This window comes from Methanosarcina spelaei, from assembly GCF_002287235.1.
Taxonomy (GTDB): domain Archaea; phylum Halobacteriota; class Methanosarcinia; order Methanosarcinales; family Methanosarcinaceae; genus Methanosarcina; species Methanosarcina spelaei.
In genome coordinates, this window is the sequence record NZ_LMVP01000212.1 from 16,377 (window position 1) to 38,704 (window position 22,328).

Annotated in this window: 18 protein-coding genes; 12 read left to right on the top strand and 6 right to left on the bottom strand. The window is 40.4% G+C overall.

Translation table 11 applies throughout. The features are described 5' to 3' along the window. Positions 1-5 precede the first annotated feature (5 nt). Positions 6-1,376: an FAD-binding oxidoreductase gene (locus tag ASJ81_RS11080; protein WP_095644500.1), complete on the bottom strand. Its 1,371-nt coding sequence runs from the start codon at positions 1,374-1,376 to the stop codon at positions 6-8. A gap of 414 nt (positions 1,377-1,790) precedes the next feature. On the opposite strand from ASJ81_RS11080, the gene arcS reads away from it, so the two are divergent. Together arcS and rimI are read left to right on the top strand one after the other, a co-directional pair. After that, on the top strand, positions 1,791-3,671 hold the full coding sequence (arcS, locus tag ASJ81_RS11090; RefSeq protein WP_095644502.1) for an archaeosine synthase subunit alpha: 1,881 nt from the start codon (positions 1,791-1,793) through the stop codon (positions 3,669-3,671). Positions 3,672-3,853: 182 nt separating this feature from the next. Next, the gene (gene rimI, locus ASJ81_RS11095) at positions 3,854-4,384 is read left to right on the top strand and encodes a ribosomal protein S18-alanine N-acetyltransferase (RefSeq protein ID WP_095644503.1); all 531 of its coding nucleotides are present in this window, start codon (positions 3,854-3,856) and stop codon (positions 4,382-4,384) included. Here the strand turns inward: rimI and ASJ81_RS11100 are convergent. Next, on the bottom strand, positions 4,368-4,646 hold the full coding sequence (locus ASJ81_RS11100) for a UPF0058 family protein (protein WP_048105598.1): 279 nt from the start codon (positions 4,644-4,646) through the stop codon (positions 4,368-4,370). The two genes, rimI and ASJ81_RS11100, sit on opposite strands and share 17 nt — an antisense overlap. A gap of 408 nt (positions 4,647-5,054) precedes the next feature. Here ASJ81_RS11100 and ASJ81_RS24220 point away from each other — a divergent pair, with 408 nt between their 5' ends. Further along, positions 5,055-5,186: a hypothetical protein gene (locus ASJ81_RS24220; RefSeq protein ID WP_275112555.1), complete on the top strand. Its 132-nt coding sequence runs from the start codon at positions 5,055-5,057 to the stop codon at positions 5,184-5,186. Between the two features lie 16 nt (positions 5,187-5,202). Here ASJ81_RS24220 and dnaG read toward each other — a convergent pair whose 3' ends face one another. Then, positions 5,203-6,759, bottom strand: coding sequence for a DNA primase DnaG (dnaG, locus tag ASJ81_RS11105; protein ID WP_095644504.1), 1,557 nt, complete (start codon positions 6,757-6,759; stop codon positions 5,203-5,205). Positions 6,760-7,034: 275 nt separating this feature from the next. On the opposite strand from dnaG, the gene ASJ81_RS22795 reads away from it, so the two are divergent. From ASJ81_RS22795 to rtcA, 3 genes are all read left to right on the top strand, one after another. Beyond that, positions 7,035-7,196 carry a hypothetical protein gene (locus tag ASJ81_RS22795; RefSeq protein ID WP_170943287.1) on the top strand — a complete coding sequence of 54 codons (162 nt, stop codon included), beginning with the start codon at positions 7,035-7,037 and terminating at the stop codon, positions 7,194-7,196. Between the two features lie 1,166 nt (positions 7,197-8,362). Further along, positions 8,363-9,886: an NAD(P)/FAD-dependent oxidoreductase gene (locus tag ASJ81_RS11110; protein WP_095644505.1), complete on the top strand. Its 1,524-nt coding sequence runs from the start codon at positions 8,363-8,365 to the stop codon at positions 9,884-9,886. 25 nt (positions 9,887-9,911) lie between these two features. After that, a complete protein-coding gene (gene rtcA / locus ASJ81_RS11115; RefSeq protein WP_095644506.1) occupies positions 9,912-10,907 on the top strand; it encodes an RNA 3'-terminal phosphate cyclase in 996 nt (331 codons plus the stop codon). A 153-nt stretch (positions 10,908-11,060) separates the two neighbouring features. Here rtcA and ASJ81_RS11120 read toward each other — a convergent pair whose 3' ends face one another. Next, positions 11,061-11,684, bottom strand: a complete 624-nt coding sequence (locus ASJ81_RS11120; protein WP_095644515.1) for an RNA 2'-phosphotransferase — start codon at positions 11,682-11,684, stop codon at positions 11,061-11,063. Positions 11,685-12,640: 956 nt separating this feature from the next. Here ASJ81_RS11120 and ASJ81_RS11125 point away from each other — a divergent pair. Next, on the top strand, positions 12,641-14,095 hold the full coding sequence (locus tag ASJ81_RS11125; protein WP_095644507.1) for an OB-fold nucleic acid binding domain-containing protein: 1,455 nt from the start codon (positions 12,641-12,643) through the stop codon (positions 14,093-14,095). A 36-nt stretch (positions 14,096-14,131) separates the two neighbouring features. Here the strand turns inward: ASJ81_RS11125 and ASJ81_RS11130 are convergent, their stop codons facing one another. After that, positions 14,132-14,353 carry a hypothetical protein gene (locus ASJ81_RS11130; protein WP_095644508.1) on the bottom strand — a complete coding sequence of 74 codons (222 nt, stop codon included), beginning with the start codon at positions 14,351-14,353 and terminating at the stop codon, positions 14,132-14,134. 496 nt (positions 14,354-14,849) lie between these two features. Between ASJ81_RS11130 and ASJ81_RS23755 the strand changes: the two genes are divergently transcribed. The 5 genes from ASJ81_RS23755 to ASJ81_RS11160 all read left to right on the top strand — a co-directional run bounded on the left by ASJ81_RS23755 (position 14,850) and on the right by ASJ81_RS11160 (position 20,840). Next, on the top strand, positions 14,850-16,118 hold the full coding sequence (locus ASJ81_RS23755; protein WP_245860072.1) for a CBS domain-containing protein: 1,269 nt from the start codon (positions 14,850-14,852) through the stop codon (positions 16,116-16,118). A 61-nt stretch (positions 16,119-16,179) separates the two neighbouring features. Then, positions 16,180-16,995, top strand: a complete 816-nt coding sequence (locus ASJ81_RS11140; protein ID WP_095644509.1) for a CBS domain-containing protein — start codon at positions 16,180-16,182, stop codon at positions 16,993-16,995. Positions 16,996-17,382: 387 nt separating this feature from the next. Beyond that, positions 17,383-18,390: a CBS domain-containing protein gene (locus ASJ81_RS11150; protein ID WP_095644510.1), complete on the top strand. Its 1,008-nt coding sequence runs from the start codon at positions 17,383-17,385 to the stop codon at positions 18,388-18,390. Positions 18,391-19,028: 638 nt separating this feature from the next. Next, positions 19,029-19,874 (top strand): CBS domain-containing protein, encoded by an 846-nt coding sequence (locus ASJ81_RS11155; RefSeq protein ID WP_095644511.1) that lies wholly within the window; start codon positions 19,029-19,031, stop codon positions 19,872-19,874. A gap of 189 nt (positions 19,875-20,063) precedes the next feature. Further along, complete coding sequence (locus ASJ81_RS11160) at positions 20,064-20,840, top strand: CBS domain-containing protein (RefSeq protein WP_170943288.1); 777 nt, start codon at positions 20,064-20,066, stop codon at positions 20,838-20,840. Between the two features lie 289 nt (positions 20,841-21,129). Here the strand turns inward: ASJ81_RS11160 and ASJ81_RS11165 are convergent, their stop codons facing one another. Further along, entirely contained in the window at positions 21,130-21,918 is a 789-nt protein-coding gene (locus ASJ81_RS11165) for a TIGR00266 family protein (RefSeq protein ID WP_095644513.1), read from the bottom strand. Positions 21,919-22,328 lie beyond the last annotated feature (410 nt).

Sequence of the window (22,328 nt, forward strand, 5' to 3'; positions counted from 1 at the left end):
TGTTCTCACAACCCCAGTTTACCCGGATTCAGTATACCTTTCGGGTCAAGGACGTTTTTAATCGCACGCATTACCTCAAGTGCGGGGCCCCATTGGGCTTTCATGTATTCGGCCCTGGCTGCACCTATCCCATGTTCGGAGCTAACTGTGCCTTCAAGCTCAATCGCTGTCCTGTGGACCAGGTCTGCAGCTTTATTCAGGCGATCCCATTCATCTTTATTTAAAACATCAATGAATAGGGCGAGATGCAGGTTTCCGTCTCCTATATGCCCATATTTCATGGCAGGAAGGTTGAATTTCTCAGCGATTTCCTGTACTCTTTTTAGCAGTTCCGGGATTTTCTTTATAGGAACTCCAACATCTTCTCCTACATAGATGCGACTCTTTGTAGGGTCCAGACGAGAAACCGCAGCCCCTACGAGTTTTCTAGCTGCCCAGATATCTGCCATTTCCTTTTCACTTTCCGCAAGCCTTATGGAAAGAGCCAGAGGAGCACAGACTGCCATTATTTGTTCTGCGGCTTCACGTGCCGAGTTTTCTGTGCCATCAACCTCAAAAAGAATTACATCACCTTCTGAAGGAAGCACAAGTTTCGGGTCGTAACGTTTGAGAACCTGCAAGGAAACTCTGTCCAGAATCTCGCAAGCTGAGGGAATAACCCCGTGTGAGAAGGTTTTTACAACTGCCTGTCCTGCAGTTTCTGCATTCTCAAAGGAAGCAATTACCAGTTTTCGAATTTTGGGGAGAGGGGCAATCTTTAGTCTGGCTTTTGTGACAATGCCTAATGTGCCTTCCGAACCTACAATAAGCTGGGTCAAATCATATCCTGCTGCGGATTTAAGCATCTTTGAACCGGTATGGATAACTGTTCCGTCCGCAAGCACTACTTCAAGGTCGCGAACATAGTTTCTGGTAGTGCCATACTTAACGCAACGCATTCCGCTTGCATTGTAAGCTATCATACCCCCGATAGTGCACATGGCTGAACTGCCAGGATTGGGAGGAAAGAAAAAACCATACGGTTTTAGTGTTTCATTTAAAGTATCCTGAATAATCCCGGGTTCTACCAGGACCTGAATATTATCAATATCGATTTCAAGAATCCGGTTCATGCCCGACATATCCAGCACAATGCCACCTTTAACAGGAACTGCACCACCTGCAAGTCCGGTGCCTGCTCCCCTTGCAGTCACAGGGATCCTGTTTTCATAGGCAAGCCTGACAATCCGGCTTACTTCGTCTGTGCTTTTCGGGCGTACCACGTAATCAGGTATTCCCTTGACCTGGGATGCGTCAGAAGAATAACAATAAAGTTCCGAAGGAGAGACAGAAAGTCGTCCACCAACGATCTTTTGAAGTTCTGCAGTTATATCCATTCTAGACCTCAAATTGGAATTCAGATGTGAAAAATAGGATTTCTGTCACAGCTTGAGACAGACAATGACAGATAAATGAAAGATGAGTTGCAGCAGATATCAAGATTAATAATATATAAGAATATACCATCCTCCTTCCCGCTAAAGAGTACCATTCTTCTTCTGAAGAGTACTATTCTCCTTCCAAAGAATATCATTTTCTGAAGAATATCATTTTCCTTCTGAAGAATGTCATTTTCCTTCTGAAGAATATCATTTTCCTTCTGAAGAATATTATTTTCCTTCTGAAAAGTTACCGTATAATAAACCGTAAAATTGAGCATCCTTCAATTTCAGAAAAATGGGAAATAAAAGAAACTTTAGGAGAAAGTGCAGGACAAACCTTTACATTCTGGTAGACATAAGAGGACAAACATGACACGATACTTTGAGATAGAACAAAGAGACGGAGCAGCAAGGATCGGAAAACTTCTGCTGTCTCCCGAGCTTCGTACGCCCTGCATTTTAAGTACGGCAGAACTCGGAAAGCTTGAAAACCCTGGCCCTGTTGTTGATGCAGGGAGTTTCTGGGGTGTGAAATCCGATGTAGAGCTTGAAACGCACATAAAGCAAATCCGTGAAAAAGCAGGAAATGGAACTCTCATAATCCTGCCGCATCAAGCTTACCCACCTGCAATTCCAATCGAATCCCTCCGAAAAGTCGAAAAATTTACTGCCTTTAATAGCGAAAACACCGAAGATACAGGCCCTACAGGCTCTCTTCTGAGAGTAGGAGGAAAGCCTGAGAAAACAGATCTGTATATAATGGAAGGGGCAGGTACTATGGAAAACAACGCACGAAGATTTCTCAAGACCGTAATAGAGCTTAGAAACCAGATTCCCCCTGATACAGCTCTTTATGCCCCAAACCTCGCACTTCCTGAAAATATAGCTATGCTGGTCTACTTCGGAATTGATGTTCTGGACGATACCAGAGCGGAAATCGCAGCTTATTCTGACATCTACCTGACAGCAGCAGGTAGATTCTATCTCGACTCCCTAACAGAGTTTCCTTGCAGATGCAGGGTATGTGCTGAAAGTACGCCCGTAGAAATTGGGAAGCTTCCAAAAATTGAGAGAGCAAAATTCCTTTCAGCTCATAACAGGAATACTCTCGAAGCCGAACTTTCCCTTGTGAGGGAAAGGATCAGGGCCGGAACATTGAGGGAATATATCGAAGGCCAGTGCAGGGTCAGGCCCTGGCTCACAGCCCTGTTAAGACTTGGAGATTTCGAATACTCTTACCTTGAAGAAAGGGTTCCTGCTTTTCGACAAAACCAGTTACTTGCAGATACCTCAGAGGCCCTATCCCGAATCGAAGTGGCAAGATTTGCACAGCGCATACAGGAAAGGTATACACCTCCAGAGCTTGAGATTCTCGTACTTTTCCCCTGTGCAGCCAAAAAACCTTATTCAATATCCCAGTCTCATCAAAAGTTTATTCTGGCCCTGGGAAAGTATCGGAAATTTGTCCATGAAGTTATTTTAACATCGCCTCTTGGAATAGTGCCGAGAGAACTGGAATTAACATACCCAGCAGCCCATTATGACACTGCGGTTACAGGACACTGGGACGAAGAAGAAAAAGCCTGGGTTTCCGGCTGTCTTGAGGCATATCTCTCAAAACACAGATACAAGGCCATAGTTGCTCATGTAGAAGGGGCATACAGGGAAATCTGTGAACGAGCGGCAAGCAAGCTTGGGATTGAAATAGTCTATACTGCCACAGGAAGCCTTGTGTCTATGGAAGCGCTTTCGAATCTCAAGAGGACAGTTGAGTCTATTTGCACATCCGAAAGCTTCAGCAAGAAAAGCTTGAATGCTGAAGAAGACAAGAAGAATTTCGTGAGAGCGATTGCAGAGTATCAGTTCGGAGAAGATGCTGCACTTCTTTTCTGTGAGGAAACCGGAAAGCTTGCAGTCAAAGGCCGATTCCCCAAGCATCAGCTCTTTTCCGGGAAAAAACAACTTGCAACTCTGGTTCCGCAATACGGAATGCTTGCTCTTTCCCTTGAAGGGGCTGAACTGATGCTAAAAAATGAAAAATACCTTGTAAAAATTGATGATTTTCTCCCACGCGGTTCCATCCTTGCCCCAGGAGTTACTGAAGCCGATCCGGGAATACGGCCTAATGATGAGGTAATTGTACTCGGGAAAAAAGCGCTCTGTGTGGGGAGAGCTGTGATGAGCGGAGAGGAAATGGTGAAATCCAGTAGAGGAGTTGCAGTGGATGTCAGACATATCAAGAAACTTTGAGATTAAACACGGATCTTTAAAATAAGTTCTATTGAAATTAGTAAAACTAATTTCAGTTTTACAAAAACAAGTTTTACAACAGTTAATTTTATAGAAATCTGGACTGAAGAACTTCGGAAAGAGTCTATAAGAAACTTTTTCTTTAGAAGAAATAATAAAATGGCAGGAATATATTAGATATTATGATAAGGCGTTTTGCACCTGAGGACTTCCAGGAAGTAGTTGAAATTGAAAGTGAGGCCTTTTCGGAGCACAACTCCCTCTTGTACATGAGCTTTTATGAAACCGTGGGAGATAGTTTCCTTGTAGCGGAGCAGCATGGAAAAGTCGTGGGGTATGTAGTAGGCTACCGTTCTGGAGAAAACGAAGGGCATATTTTTTCTGTCGGTGTCAAAGAAGAACATCGGGGGAGAGGAATAGGTACATCACTAATTCACACTATCTGTGACATATTTGTTGCAAACGGACTTCGATACGCAAGGCTCGAAGTAAGAAACAGTAACAAAGGAGCACAAAAATTATATAGGTCCATAGGATTTGTATCCTGCTGGACCGAAAAGAAATACTACTCAGATGGAGAGGACGGGGTGGTGATGAAGATGCACCTTCACCCTTATCGCCTCTTAATTTCAAAACAAAAATATCTGGAATCTATAATTTCAGATAACGAATTCTTTGTCACCTTCAAGGGCCCTATCAGTTATTACCCATGAGTTTGATGACTGAATTCAGCGAATCCCTCACGTGAGCTGGTGTTTCCTCAAAGATAGGGTCGTCCCGGGACATGAGAGTCGCAAGCTCGCCTCCTAAAATAAAAATTGCGCGCTTGTGATCCGCCTTGCTCCGGTGAATGTGTACAGGACTTATGGATAAAGCCTTGTAGTCGTCGAATTCGTGTGTTACCCCGTGTCTTTCAAAATATCTCTTCATCTGGGCCATATACGTGTGTAGTTGTATTAGCTCTTCCTTGTGCATAGCGAACAGACCTACAATTTTACAAGATCAATTTAATATTATCTTGAATCGGATAAAAGAATTATCCGAGGAAATGAACTTCCTAGTTCTACATCATAAACTTTTCCATATAATGTATATGATAAATAATGAAGGATTATGGCAGAAAGTGTGAAGTTTAACACTATGGTGTGAAACAATACCAAATCGTAGTGATCCTATGAGTTCCATGTATAAATATTACATATGGGATGACACTCCAGACGAAATTGACTTTAGAAGATGGAAAGTATAGGAATATTAGTTATAGAAAAGCTAGAGTGGAAAAGTCAAGATACATGGAAAAAAGCCGGGTTTTCAAAAAATAAAAACATTTGAGTTAAGAAAGTGAAAAGGAAGGGAAGATTAAGAGAAGAGAAGTAAAAAGGAGTGGAAATTAAGAGAAAGGTACTAAAAGGAGTGGAAATTAAGAGAAAGGTACTAAAAAGAGTGGAAATTAAGAGAAAAGTACTAAAAAAAGGAGAAATTAAGAGAAAGGTACTAAAAAAGAGGGGAAATTAAGAGAAATATGGGTCTCTCAAAGCATGCTTGCGGTCAAAACTTCCATATCAGCAGGAACCTTGGCTATGTTTCCTATCTTTACACCTATAAGGTTCTTAATTGCGTTACTTGAGGCAATATCAACGAGTCTCTGAGTAATTACGCCATCAAAAACTACACTCTGGATATTGTCTTTATAAGTTTTCAGCCTGCTCGCAAGGTCCCTAACTGCAATCTCCTCTATTATTTTATCCTGAGAGTCAAGAATTCTGGCCGTTAAAGTTCCTTTTAGAGCTTCGACATGAGATCTGAACCTGGCGGCTTCACGCGAAACCGGGACAGTTTTTACTGGGGCAGGAGAGACCCTGACCGCCTCACCTCCAGGAACTTTAACGGTTGCCGGAACTTTCTCAACAGGCTTTTCTCTGGGAACTCTGACAGCAGTAGTAACTGCCCTTGCTGAAATCTGAGGTTTTGCGACAACATATCTTGTTTTGACTTTTTCTATAGTCGCAGGAACTATTTCCGAGACTTTTTCAGCAGTTTTTTCAGTAACCTTTTCAAAAGCTTTTACAGGCACTGTTCCTTTCGTTTCTTCTTCCTGGAGTTCCTCCCCATAAAGATCTGGCTTTGAAGAGACTCTGTGAACTTTAATACGCTTGTGCAACTTCTTTTCTGCAATCCTGGGAGCAATTTCAGGTGCCCTGATCTTTCTTTTAGAGCTCCTCTCCACTCTGCAGGGGCTTTCTTCATTTTCTCTCTCCTGGATTCCGTATTTCTCGATAATCTGCTCTACAGGAACTTTCCGACGAAGAGCTCGTATAACTTCTTTCTGGACAAGATCTTCAACGCATTTTCCGTCGGGGGCACGGGAAACATAGTCAATGTCTGCCACTTGAAGGAGTTCACGTATTATAAGTTCTCCTCCACGGTCTCCGTCAGTAAAAGCTGTTACTGTTTTCTTTTTAGTTAGCTCTGCAACTTCCGGAGGAATGTTTGTCCCTCCTACACAAATGGTATTCTTTATACCATAACGGAGCAGGTTCAGAATGTCAGCTCTCCCCTCAAGAATAATGATAGCGTCTGAGTTAAGTACATTCGGTCCACAGGGAATTCTGGACTTTCCATAGTAAGTAAGTTCATCAACTCTTACAGACTGTCGGACTTCATCCGCCAATTCCTGGGATTCGGGCACGGTTTCATCAAACATCTTGGTAAAAATGAGTTTTGCCCTTTCGATAATCTTCTTTCGCTTTACAGCTCTTACATCTTCTACCTGGAAAACCTCGATTTTGGCGCTGCATGGCCCCACTCTGTCAATAGTCTCAAGTGATGCGGCAAGAATTGAGGTTTCGACTTTATCAAGGCTTGAGGGAACAAAGATATTTCCTTTGGTCTTTCCTCCTTTAGCCGTAACCATTACCTCGATCCTGCCAATCCTGCCAGTTTTTTGCAGGTCACGGAGATCAAGATCAGCCCCAAGTAATCCCTCAGTTTGCCCAAAGATCGCACCTACGATATCAGGACGTTCAATTACCCCATCCGCATTAATCTTAGAATGAATGATGTATTTTGTAGTATCTGTATTTTGCATGTGAATTCTCCTCATATATTGTGAATGATTTATCGTGATAATTTTATTAAATTAAATTCACTAGGAATTCCATTCCTAACAATTATAATCATCGCAATTGTGAACTTGTTCTGATAATTGTGCCTTTTGGTTTTGTGAATTATATCCGCCGAGTTTCCCGACATTATAAACTATTCGCTAGATTCCGAAAACTCGTAAAGCTCTGAACAATGCAAAAATAGTAAAAAATCAGATTTATATCAGATCAGGGATAAAACACCCTTGAAGGAGCAGGTTTGAGAATTAACTATGGCTGTAGCCGGAAGGATAGTTCCGAACCTGCCTGGAATTTTCATTATACTTATGTCAGGAGACCTGATCCTAGTATAGTGCCAGAAATTTATGCTATCGAGTGGAAGCCCTTACCTTATGGGAACCTGGTAAAGTTCCAGACCTGAATTAGCCTGGCTTAAGTCTCTCTTAGATCGACAATTTCTTAACTTTCAAGTGAGCAGACAATAACCTTCGCTGTTCCTAAAGCTTTCCAATGTCTTCCCGAAAGCCCTTTCCCTAACATAAGTTTTTATTATGACCCTAAGATAAATTTCAGAGCCAGAAGTCAAAAAATGTGTTAACTTTTCAATTAACCTGATAACTTTTCAATTAACCTGATAACTTTTCAATTAACCTGATTCTGCGATTCTCAAGAAATACCCTTAAAAACGGGTAATTCGGGCACGAAGCCGATATATGCCAGATACCTTATCCCGTGGTTTAGGGGCTCTGTAGTGGTAACTGATAAGCGGTAAGTGAAGTGAAATTTATATCAGGTTTATCGAGAGTACTTTTTGACTTAGCACTTTTTGACTTTTACTTCATGGGTGAAGATATATGAATTAAAGTTCTACGTTGAGTGGTTATTTTAACCCTGAGTATAATGTAGTTAATCTGAAGTTTTTATTATATTTGCATGTGAATTAATTACATTGGATTATCTTTACGAATTTAGCAATGGTGATTAGGTGAAGTTGTTAATCAATGATATAATCTGACAGAACAGTTCCTCCCACCTTTAAAGGAGTCTTGGCAACTGAGGAAACCTGTGCGTCACGTATTTTTAAATTCATGTAATTAATGCCTGCAGGATTTAAGAACTTTGTGGTTATTTAAAAAGTTTTATCAAATTAAAGTCATTTTTCATGCCGATGTCTTGAAGATAAGATACTTTCAAAACAACTCCAGAAGAAGTCCTTTAGAATAGGTCAGAAGAAACTCAAAAAATTTAAAGAATAATAGAGTCGAAAATTTAGAAAAGTATATATAAAAAAAAAGACTTGTAAAAAATTGAACGGGCGAGACATAGAAACTTTTTTATGTACTAACCCCCCACTCCCAAACTCGCTCGTTCAGCCCCCCTGAACACTATAGGTCCTTTTCACGATTTTCCGGATTATGCCAGAGACCTATTTTCATGTCGGAGAGATAGATTTTTAAGTAGTTCATCCTTCAAAAATTCCTGATTAAATAATCTTGATAAATCGCTTTGAGATTTTCCACTTACTAACCTCAAAATTTTCGGTCACTTAAAAACTTATAATAGGTGTGAAACACAATTACTGAGAGTATGGGAAGCGATTTTGGCACAGAAAGTATTATACATGAAACCCAGAAACCAGCCGAAATTGATGGAAAATTTCAGGGAGTAGTATCTGCACAGAAACTAGAAGAAGATCCTGTAAAAGTGGTTATTATAGGAGGGGGAGCCTGTGGCATGGCGGTTGCTACCAAAATTCGAAGACAGAGCGATTTTAAAATTACAGTGATTTCAAGGGATTCACATACTGCTTATAGCCATTGCGGAATCCCTTTTGTTCTGGGACGGGAAATTGAGAGTTTTGAAAAATTAATAGTGAAACCAAAAGATTTTTTCAAAAGAAGTCAAATAGATGTCAGGCTAAACGAGTGCGCCAACTCAATAGATCTGGATTTAAAAGTTGTTCGGACAGGAGAAGGGATTTATCCTTTTGACAAACTCGTTATCGCCACAGGCAGTCTACCCTTTATACCTCTAACAGGCAGCACAAATGTTCTCCCTTACGGTGTTTTTACTCTGAGGAGTCTTGATGATGGAGTACTTTTCGAAAAAGCCATGGAAACTGTTAAGAGAGTCTGCATAATAGGTGGAGGGACAATAGGAATAGAGTGTGCAGTGGCACTTTCAAGAAGGAGAATTAAAACCTACCTCATAAGCCGAAGTAAAAACCTGCTTTCCAGGCAACTGGACCCAGACATTTCCGAAATCGTAAGAGAACATTTGAAAAGTCTCGGGATTGAAGTCGTTTCTGGGGAGCCTGCAGCTTTTCCTGAAAATTTTCGGAAAGAAAAAACACTATATGTAGGGAATAGGCAGCTTCCTGCAGATCTTGTACTTCTTGCAAGTGGAGTTAGACCTGAGATATCCCTTGCCCTAGATGCTGGTATCGAAATAGGAAAGGCAGGAGGAATAATTGTAAATGAAATGCTCCAGGTTAAGGCAAGAAATAAGGCAGGAGAAGAATTTCTTCCCTACGTGTATGCAGGTGGGGAATGTGTAGAGGTAATAGACCTTATAACAGGGGAAGCAAAACTAGGTCAGCTGGGTACAACAGCTCGGCATATGGCCGATATAATCGGCAATAATATCACAGGAAAATATACTCCTCTCGGGCCGCTTGTCAACCCCTGGGTAGCCGTGGCAGGAGACTTACAATTTGGCGGAGTTGGTATTACCTCAAAAGAGGCTGAAAGCCATGGAATAAAGATAAGCACAGGATTCTCCACTGGGCGTACAAGAGCTTCCTATTATCCGGGCTGGAAAGATCTGTACATTAAACTTCTGTTTAAAGACGATGTTCTGGTAGGTGCACAGCTTGCCGGAGGAGAAGGGATAAAGGAAAGGATCGATACCTTTTCCCTTGCAATTCGAAAGACAACTACAATTAGAGACCTTCTTGACCTGGAGACTTGCTATGCACCACCCGTCTCTATGCTTGTGGACCCTCTCAGACCAGCTGTAAAAGCTGCAGTTCGAAATAAAAAAGAAAGGAAAGGAAACAGAAGAAAGGTAAAAAAGGAAACAGAAGAAAGGCAGTCGGATAACGTAAGATGAAATCAGTAAAATATGGGAGAAGCAAATGTTAGAAATCGACGGCTCTTATGGTGAAGGAGGAGGGCAGTTGGTCAGAACGGCTGTTGCTCTTTCCGCAGTTACTGGAAAAGGGATAAGAGTTACGAATATCAGGAAAAACCGACCAAATCCTGGCCTGAAACAACAGCATTTAAAAGCTCTGGAAACAGCGGCCAAGATCTGTCAAGCTCAGATCTCGGGACTTTTTCCAGGCTCTACTGAATTTTCTTTTGTTCCAGTCGAAATAAAGGGGGGTAAGTATGATATTGATATCGGGACTGCAGGAAGCATAACCTTGTTTCTCCAGTGCATTATGCCAGCCTTGCCTTTTGCGAAAGAGGAAGTCGAACTAACGATAAAAGGAGGAACTGACGTTGCCTGGTCTCCGACAATGGACTACCTGCAGCATGTTACCTTCAGCGCTCTGAAGCAGCTTGGATACTCAGGCAGCGTAACCCTGAAAGAACACGGGTACTACCCTAAAGGGGGAGGAAAAGTTTCAGCTTATTTTAAACCGTGCAGGCTGCAAGGATTTCATTTTTTAAAAGAAGAAGAAAAAATCAAGGGAATTTCTCATGCTTCAAATCTTCCGGCTCATGTACCTTTACGCCAGGCCGAAGCTGCCAGTACAAGATTAATGGAAGCCGGATACCCATCTCAAATTGGAACTCAATCCTTTGAAGCCTTTTCCACTGGAAGTGGGATAACCGTCTGGACAGGCTATATGGGTGGGAGTGCCCTTGGGAAAAGAGGACTTCCAGCAGAAAAAGTAGGCAAAGATGCTGCAGACGAAATTATTCTTGAACTTAGAGCAGGAGCCTCTGTTGACACATATCTGGCAGACCAGCTAATACCGTACATGGCTCTTGCAGGAAATAGTTCTTACACTGTCCGTGAACTCTCTCTTCACACTAAGACAAATATTTGGGTTACTGAACAGTTTCTGGATGTTAACTTCAGGATAGAAAAAAAAGAAGGGCTTTTTGAAGTGTCCGTGAGTTGAAAGAGAATAGGAAAGGTAGATACAGAAAAGAAGAACAATAGGTAAAAGAGAAAAGAAAAGGAGAAGAAAAAGAAAGGAAAGAAAAGTATCACAAATAACTTACTGGAAGTTTAATAAGTATCTTAAAGCTATTTTTTAAGGGCAGCTTCAAAATCAATCTTCAACGACAAAGAGGTATTCAGAAGGTATCTTTTCCGCAAGTACGATGTCATCAGTTGCAAGTTTGAGAGAGATCCCATCTTCTTGAGCTTTAAAGGCGTCGATTTGAAGGATGACAGGACTTTCAGTATGAATAAGAGCCACTTCTACTGCTTTTTCATACGAAGTGCTGAGGTGGACATACCTTTGCTTTATTGGGAAAATTCCGTTCTCCATCAGGACATCAACTTCTTCAGGGCTTGCACCATAATACAGATATTGAGAATCACTTTCCCTATAATCCAGATCAATGTTGACAGAGTGCCCGTAACGTGCCCTGATTCTTGAATTGCGGATCTCGTACCTTCCTTTTTCATCAGATTCTACAAGCGCGTAAAGGTACTCCTTCCTCATCCAGCTGTATCGCTTTCTCATAATGTCACAGAAAGCATTGATATTGACCCAGCCGAATCTGTCCATTTCAACTCCTACAGATTCTGGGAAATGCCGGAGAGTACCAGATACAAACCTACCAAGTTTTTCTTCCTTGTTATCGTCCAGCAGGTATCTTCCAGGGCGTTTACACTGCAGACAGCTGCCTCCTCTAAAATAGCCGTGCTCAGTGCATTTTCGAATCATGGTATCACGTACATAACGAAACTTTACTATAAATAAGGTTTGTTTTAAGTTTTGTTTTGACAAAGCTACAAAGCTAAAATTTTATGTCTCTCAATTATCCTCTACCCCAATTTATTCCCTGGTTTTTTGTATAACAGGAAGCCTCTGAATTCTTTAGCAGGATGACCAAGGAGAAATAGAAAAGTATCAAGCATCAAGCTTTAATTTTAGATTATCTTTAGCTCGAAAGCCTGAAAGAAGCATAACAGATAAGCATGGGCATAGTTTATTATATTGATTCTACTTTGTTGAGAAACACTTTCATCGGGTACACGGTAATTTTTAGTAGGACCGCTTGCATACCCGTAGCGTATATACCTAAAGTAATTTTACGACAGCTATATTTAAAGTAATTTTACGATAGTTATATTTAAAGTAATTTTACGATAGCTATATTTAAAGTATCTTACCAGGACTTTGGAAAGGACTATTAGAGCCTTGATTTCCGGTTGAAGTTCAATTTAACAGTCTATTGAGGAATATTTGTGGACTTAATTTCAAACTTACTGTCAGGTTACAATCCGTAAGCTTTATAGTAGAAAAATTGGTGGACTGCTTGCAGTACGTTGCCGAAGCTGAAAGAAAAGGAACACGAAACACAACTTAAAAAATTAAACTTATAAAAATAAGCTTAAAATAGCTGGAATTTAGAATCAAAAAGAATAAAAGAGACTTCACAAGATATTTGGTTATTACCGTTTTTATCATTCATTAAATGATGCGATTTAAGAATTAATGTGCTCAGGTCTGTAAATTTATATTTACTAGCTGCAATTTACTGGTCTCTTAAAACAGCTTTTGAATTTTATGCCATAATGATGAACTGAATTCAAGGTAGCAACACACTAACAATTATTAATTAGAGTTGAAGCAAATAATAGACACTGAAAACAGAAATTATACATTAAGGGGATAATATGACAGATATCGAATCAATCTATAAGAAGCTCAGCCACGTTATCAGTAAAGAAGACTTCCTGCAGCATGTACAGGAAAAGGTCGAAAGCATGGGAGGGCTTTGCGATGAACCCATGGCTGCCATGCTAGTTGCCAACGAACTTGGGTTTTCAGATGTAGGTCGAGACAGTGTGAAAATTGAAAACATTACAGCTGAAAGCGGACAAATAAATTTTATTGCAAAAGTTGTGTCGGTTTTCGACACCAAAGAATTTACTCGAAATGATGGGACGATAGGTAGAGTCGGAAATATAATTGTTGGAGATGAAACCGGAAAGATTAGGATAACGCTCTGGGATAACATGGCAGATCTTATAAAAGCTGAAAAAATCAAAGTAGGGCAAACCCTCCAGGTTAGCGGTTATGCGAAGCAGGGGTACTCAGGAGTAGAGGTCAATGTAGGAAATAATGGAGTCCTGGCCGAGACCGAAGAAGAAATCGATGTGGCTGCCAGCAGCCAGAAAATAAAGGATATAAAAGACGGCATGGGAGACCTGAATTTGACAGGAAAAATCCTGGAAATTTCAGAAGTAAGGACCTTCCAGCGGAAAGATGGTACTAGCGGACAGGTAGGAAACCTGCTTCTCGGGGATAGTACAGGCACAGTCAGAGTAACCCTTTGGGACGACAGAACCGAGTTCCTGAACCAGGTAGAATACGGAGACACTATTGAACTGGTCAATGCTTATGCGCGAGAGAACGCCTTTACTCAGAAAGTTGAACTACAGGTGGGAAATCGAAGCATAATAAGGAAAAGTGAGAAAAAAGTCGAGTACGAAGAGGAATTTATTCCAATTGAGGACATCAAGGCTGATATGAGCAATATAAACATTTCAGGTAGAGTACTCGATATAGGAGAAATCCGGACTTTTGAGAAAAAAGACGGGGCTACCGGAAGAGTTGGAAATCTTCTTCTTGGAGATTCCACTGGAAAAATCAGACTGACTCTATGGGATGAAAAAACCAGTTTTCTGGATGAAGTCGATTTTGACGAGACCATAGAAGTACTTCATGCTTACTCTCGGGAAAATGCATTCAGCCAGCAGATAGAACTCAATCTGGGAGGGCGAGGAATAATCCAGAAGAGTGAAAAGGAGATTGAGTACAGAGAAAAGTTTACGGATATTGCTGATATTATCCCTGGGGAAAGCTATTCGGTTCAGGGTAAAGTTTCCGAAATAGGGGAACTCAAAGAGTTTGAAAGGGAAGACGGAACCGAGAATGTAGTTGCAAACCTTCGATTAAAAGACGAAACCGGCAGCATAAAAATAACTCTCTGGGGAGAACAGGCTTATGTGATCGAAGATCTTGATATTGACTCCGAAATCCAGATCATTAATGCTTATGCGAAATATGGTCTGAACGAAGAAATTGAACTGAGCATCGGGAATCGGAGCAGAGTAATTATGCTCTAATCGTTTTCCTTTTTATGCTTTAATCGTTCTCCTTTTTCAGTGTCTTCTTTCTGGTTTATTTCTTAAACCATGCTTTTCACGGTAAAAGCTTGTGAAGTATTCTCCAGTGGAAATGAGGGGGTCTGAAAAATTTACTGTGAGAAAAATAGAAAGCATTACAAATATAATTTTGATTTTTTTAAACTGTATAAACCTGTTTTCTAAGATATACTTCTCTTCTGCGCTTCTTTCTAATACTTCTTCCAGATAATGGAGCATTTTTCATTCTCAGCAAAAATCTCCAGTGGAAACATGGGGGTACTTAAAAAATTCCTGTGTATATCTTATAAATTTTTTTATTATGAATTCGCCATAAACAAGCTAACTGGAGATTTAAAGTGAATGTCCTTGATTTCATAAAGATTTATGTGTTTTATGAAAAATGCAAATGCCGTTATCATTATGTACCATTGACTCGTATATATAGATGCTGTAAAAAAATCCGAAAATTATGGGGAAAACATCTTAGAGGATGCGGACAAAAATAGATTCGGGATAACGAGCTTCTCCAGAGTATCGTCTCTAAAAAACTAATAGTTTCAGAGTCTAGACTAGAAAGAAAACTAAACCAATATGGAGCGTTTTCCTAGAGAGTGGATACTTAAAAAGCTTCAATCGTAAATTCTACATTTTGGCTTTTTATACTGTGAATTTTATACTGTGAACTTTGTATTATTAATTGCCGACATACAGGACAAAGGGGGAATGGCAGTAGATGGCAGATGGGCCTGAAAAGGACATAGATGCTGACAGGGGAAAATATGCTGGCATTCATAATAAAGAGATTGAAAGAGAGCTCTCAGTTGCTGAGGTTATGAATAAAGCAGTAATAGTAATGGATATCAACTCAGATATTCCTTCTATTGCAAGAGAAATAGTCAGTCGTGATGCAGGAAGCGTTATCGTCACAGAAAATGGTAAAGCTATGGGGATCATAACTGAAAGAGATCTTATTAAAAACATTGTTACAGAGAATAAAAAACCAAGTGAATTGGAAGCGAAAGAAGTCCTCTCAAGTCCTCTTATAACCATAGAGCCTGAAAATAGCATAATAGAAGCTTCCGAAATCATGCTAAAAGCAAAAATTAAAAGACTACCAGTCCTGAAAGATAGGACAGTAATAGGAGTAATTTCGAATACAGATATCCTGATGGTAGCACCTGGACTTAATACTATTCTTCGAGATCTTATTGATATGAACAGAGAGGCCCTACTCTCTATTCCCTCGAGAGACGAGATTCCAGATTTAGAGAATTCCAGAATGAATGTATGTGAATCGTGTGGTTCTACTTCCATTGACCTCAGGTATGTAGATGGCAGATACTTATGCGGAAACTGTCGGCACGAAAAGGATGTAGAGGCTGACAGGGGAAAATATGCCGGCATTCATAACAGAGACATCAATAAAGTTTCGGTTACTAGGGCTATGAATAAGGCAGTAATAGTAATGGATATCAACTCAGATATTCCTTCTATTGCAAGAGAAATGGTCAATCGTGATGCAGGTAGCGTTATCGTCACAGAGAATGATAAAGCTATGGGGATCATAACTGAAAGGGATATTGTTAAAAATATTGTTACCGAAAATAAAAAACCAAGTGAAGTGGAAGCGAAGGATATTTTTTCGAGCCCTCTCATAACCATAGAACCCGAAAAAAGTATTGCAGAAGCTTCCGAAATTATGTTAAAGGCAAATATCAAAAGACTGCCAGTCCTGAAAGACAGGACAGTAATAGGAATAATTTCGAGTACTGATATCCTGGCAATAACACCCGGACTTGATACTATCCTCAGAAACCTTGTTGATATGAATAGAGAAGCCCTATTCTCTATTCCCTCAAGAGAAGAGATTTCAGAAGATTTAGAGGATTTTATAACTGGTATATGTGAATCCTGTTTAGTTTTTTCCGTTGACCTCAAGTATGTACACGGTAGGTATTTATGCAGAAACTGCAGGCAGGAAGAAGGTGAGGACTACGAATAACTCACAATCTTTATCAATTTCCAGAGACATCTTTTTTAAAGAGAGTATAAGGAGGTATACAGTGAACGTTAGTGAGATTATGACAGATGAGCCTGTGAGTATCAAAGAAGGAGAGTTTGTGACTCGTGCCCGTCAGCTGATGCGCGATTACCTTCTTCGAAGTCTTGTTGTTGTTGACGAAGAGAACAGGCTTGTGGGAATGCTGAGTGACCAGGATATCTTGAGGATTACCTCTACACGCTCGAATGTCACAGTAGGCGGGTATGCAAGCCAATCCCCTACAGTCACTCCGGATATGGATATTATAAAGGCCGCAAAACTGATGGTGCAATCGAAGCAGAACAGAGTTCCCGTTGTTAAATCAACTACGGATCGTACGGTGGTTGGAGTCCTGAGTAATGTGGATATTCTCAGAAATGTCGAAGTCCCAAAAAATGTTCCTAAAACACTGCAGACCATGATGACGAAAAAAGTCAAAACGTGTTCACAAGAGGACAAAGTCAGTGTAGTCTGGGCGCATATGCTCGAGACCGATTATACGGGTATTCCTGTAGTTTCAAAGAAAGGCGAGCCCGTTGGAATGATAACCCGCAGGGACATAATCAAATCAGGTGCTGTGCGCACTGAAACGGAAGACGAAAGGCGAACGAGGCCTAATGAGAGCCCAAAAGTTGAAAAGATAATGTCAACCCCTACGTATACACTGTCAGAAAATGATTCCATTCAAAGTGCAATTAAGATGATTATTTACTATGATATTGGAAGGGTTACCATAGTAAATGAAAAGGACAGGGTATCTGGACTCGTCGACAGACAGGACCTTCTGGAATCTATCGTCAATTTATGGCCTGAAAAAACCTTCGAAAATCGCCTTTGAAAAAAAAACTGTATAATGAAGGTATCCGGTGAAAGAATAACAGATAATCGCAAAATTAAACAAAGAATTAACTGAGAATTAAACAAACAATTAACTGAGAATTAAACAAACAATTAACTGAGAATTAATGCAATGCGAAAAACAGCAGCAAGTTTTCACGCAAAAAGATTATAACATCAAAGATCATCATTAATAATAATTATAAATCTAAAATAAAGGAAACCTTTCGGAAAGATTCGGGAAAAATTGCTTTCAGGTTTTATTTTTTCCGGGAGCAAATCTGGGTCTGTTGAGGAATGAACTGCAGATTCCAGGGAAGTTTCCGCAAGAAAGCAGGAAAAGAAGAAATGGAATACTAAAAAAGCAATTAACTGCAACTCGAATTCGGTGGTCCTATTGAACAAAAATACGACATTTTCGTCCGTCGATAAGATGAAAGTTCAGCCAGGCGTGAGCAAATCCAAGAAAGCACAGCAGAAAGACCCGCACATGATTAGCAGCATGGGCACTATGCGAATAGGTCCTGAGTTTAAATCCCGTATTTCAGAACATGAAGGAAAAATCCTGGCCCTGGCAACGAGGAGTGTAGTAACCCTTCCTCCTACTGCAACAATTATGGAAGCAATCAAGATTATGACTGAAAAGAGGTTCAGACGCATTCCTATTACAAACGCCGGAACGCGGAGGCTGGAAGGAGTTGTTACTTCCGTAGATATTATCGATTTCCTGGGGGGCGGAAGAAAGAATCTGCTCGTTGAAAACCGCTTCAAAGGTAACCTTCTGGCTGCAATCAACGAAGAAGTACGGCAAATCATGGAAACTAATATTCCCTACCTTAATGACCAGGCTGATTTTAAAGATGCTGTTTCAATGATGATTGAAAGAAAAAGAGGCGGCCTTCCAATCGTGAACAATGACATGCAGGTCGTTGCAATCTTTACCGAAAGGAATGCAATTGAACTGATGGGCGGAATCGTGACAAGCCGAACTGTTGATGAATATATGACCAAGAACGTCAAGATGGTGTCAACTGAGACATCCATTGGACAGGCAGCAAAAGTAATGGTAGATAACTGGCTCCGAAGACTTCCTGTAGTTAAAGATGGCATCTTCGCAGGAATTATCACTTCCACTGATATTGTCCATTTCCTTGGAAGGGGAGACGCTTTCAGTAAGCTGACAACAGGAAACATTCATGAAGCGTTTGACCAGCCTGTAGGATCTATTGTCTCAAAAGAACTGATATGGACTGAACCGGGTACAGACCTGGGAAAAGCGATGGAAATAATGCTTGAGAAAAAGATAGGTTCACTTCCAATTTTGGAGAATGGACTGCTCCGTGGTATCATTACTGAAAGGGATTTCCTTAGATCTCTGAATGAACCTGGTAAATAACCAATTGAACAGAACTGGTTTCAATTGATCAAAACCGTCATGCTAGTTCAAGCTAGCTCAAACTATCCTGAAACTTAACAAAGTTTAGTGAAACTAAAGTCTAACTGAGCCTTAAGTTGACTGAGCCCGAAAAAGCTTCGGGCTTAAGCTTTCAAGAGTTTGAGGTTTAAAGAAACTAAGTTTTCAGGAGTTTAAAATTTAAGGAGATTAAGCTTTCAAGAGTTTAAAGTTTAAGGAAATTAAGCTTTCAAGAGTTTAAGGTTTAAGGAAACTAAGTTTTCAGGAGTTTAAAGTTTAAGGAGATTAAGCTTTCAGGAGTTTAAGGTTTAAGAAGACTAAGTTTTCAGGAGTTTTAAAAAAGAAAAATTCTCTAGCTGGACCTGCCAGGAAATAAGCCTACTTTGTAGATAGGTCGAGAAGTAATCTGTACATTGAATATTCAGGATTTGGAGTGTAGTCTATTTTAAAACAAGGATTTTCAAAAATAAGAACTTTTAAAATAGCTCTCACTTCAACAAGAGGTACTGGTTACTTCCCAAAAAATTTACAGCCTATAGTTAAAAGTTGTAGCTTTCACATCCAATTCAAAAAGTATAATTATTGATACTTATATATTGTAAAAGTGAAGGAGGTACTTCATGAATGTGGCGGACATCATGAGTTCACCTGTGTATATCCTAAACGCAGACGAACCCGTGTCACGTGCAAGAAATCTGATGTTAAGGCATAGAATCAGTACATTGCTTGTCCTCAATGAGGGCAAGATGGTGGGAATCGTTACAAAATCAGACATCACTAACCGTCTGGCTCAGGCCGAACCTCTCTGGAGGAGAAGACCGATAGACCAGATCCCTATTAAGTTACTGATGACGGAATCGGTTATTACCATCTATCCTGAAGCCTCTATTTCCCAGGCAGCTGCCTTAATGCTTGAGAACGGGGTGCATAACATTCCGGTGGTAAAGAACGATATTGTAGGCATTATCACTAGGACAGATCTTGTGCGTTATGTTGCGGAAAATAGCGAGGAAATGAAAACAAAAATCCCCAAGTTAATGTCTGAAGATATTGTTTCTGTTCACAGGCATCACACTATTAACCACGTAATTGATGAAATGAACAGGAATGAGATCGAAAGAGTAATCGTCAAAGATGATGCAGGAAATCCTGTAGGGATAATTTCCAGCAAAAGCCTTGCTTTAAATCTCTTAACTGATTTTCAAGGCGAACTTTCCACGAAAAACATCAAAATGGCACGTAAATCCTCACCTGGAGGCCAGAAAACCTTTAGATACGTAAAAGAGGTGCCTTTAATCGCAGAGGACATCATGGTTTCTCCGATAAACTCCATTGACGTAAATGAAAATGTCAGTGAAGCTGCTAAAAAAATGATAGAGGAAGGAGTGACTGCATTACCTGTCAGTGACGGAGAAAATATAGTGGGAATATTAAGCAGAACCGATATCATGAAAGCCATCCTCTAACCATTATCTGGCAGTGTGGAGGTATATACTGCAAAAGTAGCAATAGAAAGCAATAGAGAGCGATAGATAAAACAGCTAAGAGCAAGAGAAGGATGCGAAATTGAAGTAAAGGAAAAACGGATGAAGAAAACACGCAAAAAATTGCGAACATTATGATTAAAAGTTCTGGATACGCATGAGGTGAATTGCATGCAAGTTAAAGATATAATGGTACAGCCATACAGGATTGACAAGTCAGACACCATATCTCACGCCCTGGATCTAATGGAAAAGAAAGATACAAAGCGCTTACTGGTAGTCCACGATGATCAGATACTTGGTGTACTTACAATGAGAAGTCTGACAGAGCAGCTCGGAACTCGCAAGAAACTGAGCAAACCTGCATCCTCTCTGCATGTTGCAACAGCCGTATCCGACAATTTCGTAAAGGTTCTGCCTGATACCGATACCAGGGATGTTCTTACCCTGATGAAAAAGAGTGGGGGCGTAATTATTGTCACTGATAATGGAAAAGCCCTGGGCTGGGTGACACCCCAGGAATTCATGAAACGAAACCACTTCACAGGCTTTGTCGGGGAAATAATGGAAAAAAACCCTATAGTTATCAGTTCATCTGATAGGGTTAGCCACGCTAGGCGACTTATCCTTGACAAAAACGTAGGAAGGCTGCCAGTAATTGAGAGCGGAAAACTTGTAGGCATTATTGCTGAAGACGATATTGCCTTTGCTATGCGTTCTTTTAGGGATCTAGTCGCTGATAATCAGCAGGATTCAAGGATCAAGAACCTATTGGTAGGGGATATTATGACCCGTAGTGTGATTAGTGTCTATACCAATACACCGCTTGAAGAAGCTGTTAGGATAATGTTGGAACGTGATGTCGGAGGTGTTCCAGTCCTTAGCTTGGATGATGAACTTGCTGGTTTTCTAGCTCGCAGAAATATAATAAGTACGCTTGAAGAATGAGCTCTAGTCTAGTGAGAAAGAGCAGAAAAAACTTGATTGGAATCCTGAAACCAGTAATTAAAAGAAGGCCTGCTTCTTAAAAACAGGCCTTTTTGAATTTCTAACTTTCTTTTGGATTTATTTCTTGTTTTAGAATAAATTCTACTTTAAAATGAGTTTCTCTTTAGTTTGATTTACAATTAATTATCATTTAGAGTAGTTTTATTTAGAGTAGTTTTATTTAGAGTATTTTTATTTAGAGCAGTTTCTTATTTTTAACGATTTTTTCATTTAGGACAGTTCCCAATTTTTAGAATGATCTATCTCCGCCAATGATGCCTCCAAGAATACCAGTCCCGGCAACGCCAGTTTGTTCGTCTCGGCGGCCATAAACAGAGGCTGCAAAGATTCTGTCAGCAAGGCGAGAGAAAGGAAGGCTCTGCATATACACTGTGCCTGGACCTGTAAGGGTTGCAAGAACAACTCCTTCACCACCGAAAAGGGCATTTTTAAAGTTCCTTGACCAGGTTATATCATATGTTACGGTCTCGGTGAAAGCTGCCACACAGCCTGTGTCGACACGATAAGTTTCACCAACTGCCAGATCTTTTCTTATAACTGTGCCCCCTATATGGAGAAAGGCCAGACCGTCACCTGTCAGCCTCTGCAGGATAAAACCTTCGCCACCGAAGAACCCTGCTCCGAGCTTGCGGGTGAAAGCTATTTCTATATCTACTCCACGCGCAGCACAGAGAAATGAGTCTTTCTGACAGAGGAGACTGCCTCCGAACTTTGTGAGGTCAAGGGGAATAATCTTTCCCGGATAAGGAGCCGCAAAAGCTACATGCCCTTTTCCGGAACCTTTGTGAACAAAGCTTGTAATGAAGAAACTTTCTCCTGTAAGAGCCCTTTTAAGTCCTTTTTTGAGACCTCCGAAAAATCCACCACCTTCATTACCCATACTGGTCTGCATCTCAATTCCGGGCCCCATGTATGCCATAGCCCCAGCTTCTGCCTGAACAGCTTCATTTGGATCAAGCTCAACTTCGACGATCTGCATATCGTCACCGATAATTTCGTAGTCAATTTCATCTGCCATATTTTACTCTCCAACCTTTTTGCAAGCTTAGATATAACAGACAATATAAGCCAAATACTTAAAAACATTTTCAATGTACTGAGACATTCTTTAATTTTTTGCCCAAGAAACAGGTGAAAATAGGTTATTATAAAGATGTACTGATACTCATACCTGAGAATCATACCACATATTCATACCTGAAAGTCATACCACATATTCATACCTGAGAATCATGCCACATATTCATACCTGAAATTCATACCACATATTCATACCTGAGAATCATACCACATATTCATACCTGAAAGTCATACCACATATTCATACCTGAGAATCATGCCACATATTCATACCTGAAAGTCATACCACATATTCATACCTGAGAATCATACCACATATTCATACCTGAAAGTCATACCACATATTCA

Bases quoted from the DNA above. Each gene is read 5' to 3' on its own strand.
- ASJ81_RS11080 (WP_095644500.1), bottom strand. From the start codon at position 1,376: ATGGATATAACTGCAGAACTTCAAAAGATCGTTGGTGGACGACTTTCT.
- arcS (WP_095644502.1), top strand. From the start codon at position 1,791: ATGACACGATACTTTGAGATAGAACAAAGAGACGGAGCAGCAAGGATC.
- rimI (WP_095644503.1), top strand. From the start codon at position 3,854: ATGATAAGGCGTTTTGCACCTGAGGACTTCCAGGAAGTAGTTGAAATT.
- ASJ81_RS11100 (WP_048105598.1), bottom strand. From the start codon at position 4,646: ATGCACAAGGAAGAGCTAATACAACTACACACGTATATGGCCCAGATG.
- dnaG (WP_095644504.1), bottom strand. From the start codon at position 6,759: ATGCAAAATACAGATACTACAAAATACATCATTCATTCTAAGATTAAT.
- ASJ81_RS11110 (WP_095644505.1), top strand. From the start codon at position 8,363: ATGGGAAGCGATTTTGGCACAGAAAGTATTATACATGAAACCCAGAAA.
- rtcA (WP_095644506.1), top strand. From the start codon at position 9,912: ATGTTAGAAATCGACGGCTCTTATGGTGAAGGAGGAGGGCAGTTGGTC.
- ASJ81_RS11120 (WP_095644515.1), bottom strand. From the start codon at position 11,684: ATGATTCGAAAATGCACTGAGCACGGCTATTTTAGAGGAGGCAGCTGT.
- ASJ81_RS11125 (WP_095644507.1), top strand. From the start codon at position 12,641: ATGACAGATATCGAATCAATCTATAAGAAGCTCAGCCACGTTATCAGT.
- ASJ81_RS11130 (WP_095644508.1), bottom strand. From the start codon at position 14,353: ATGCTCCATTATCTGGAAGAAGTATTAGAAAGAAGCGCAGAAGAGAAG.
- ASJ81_RS23755 (WP_245860072.1), top strand. From the start codon at position 14,850: ATGGCAGATGGGCCTGAAAAGGACATAGATGCTGACAGGGGAAAATAT.
- ASJ81_RS11155 (WP_095644511.1), top strand. From the start codon at position 19,029: ATGAATGTGGCGGACATCATGAGTTCACCTGTGTATATCCTAAACGCA.
- ASJ81_RS11160 (WP_170943288.1), top strand. From the start codon at position 20,064: ATGCAAGTTAAAGATATAATGGTACAGCCATACAGGATTGACAAGTCA.
- ASJ81_RS11165 (WP_095644513.1), bottom strand. From the start codon at position 21,918: ATGGCAGATGAAATTGACTACGAAATTATCGGTGACGATATGCAGATC.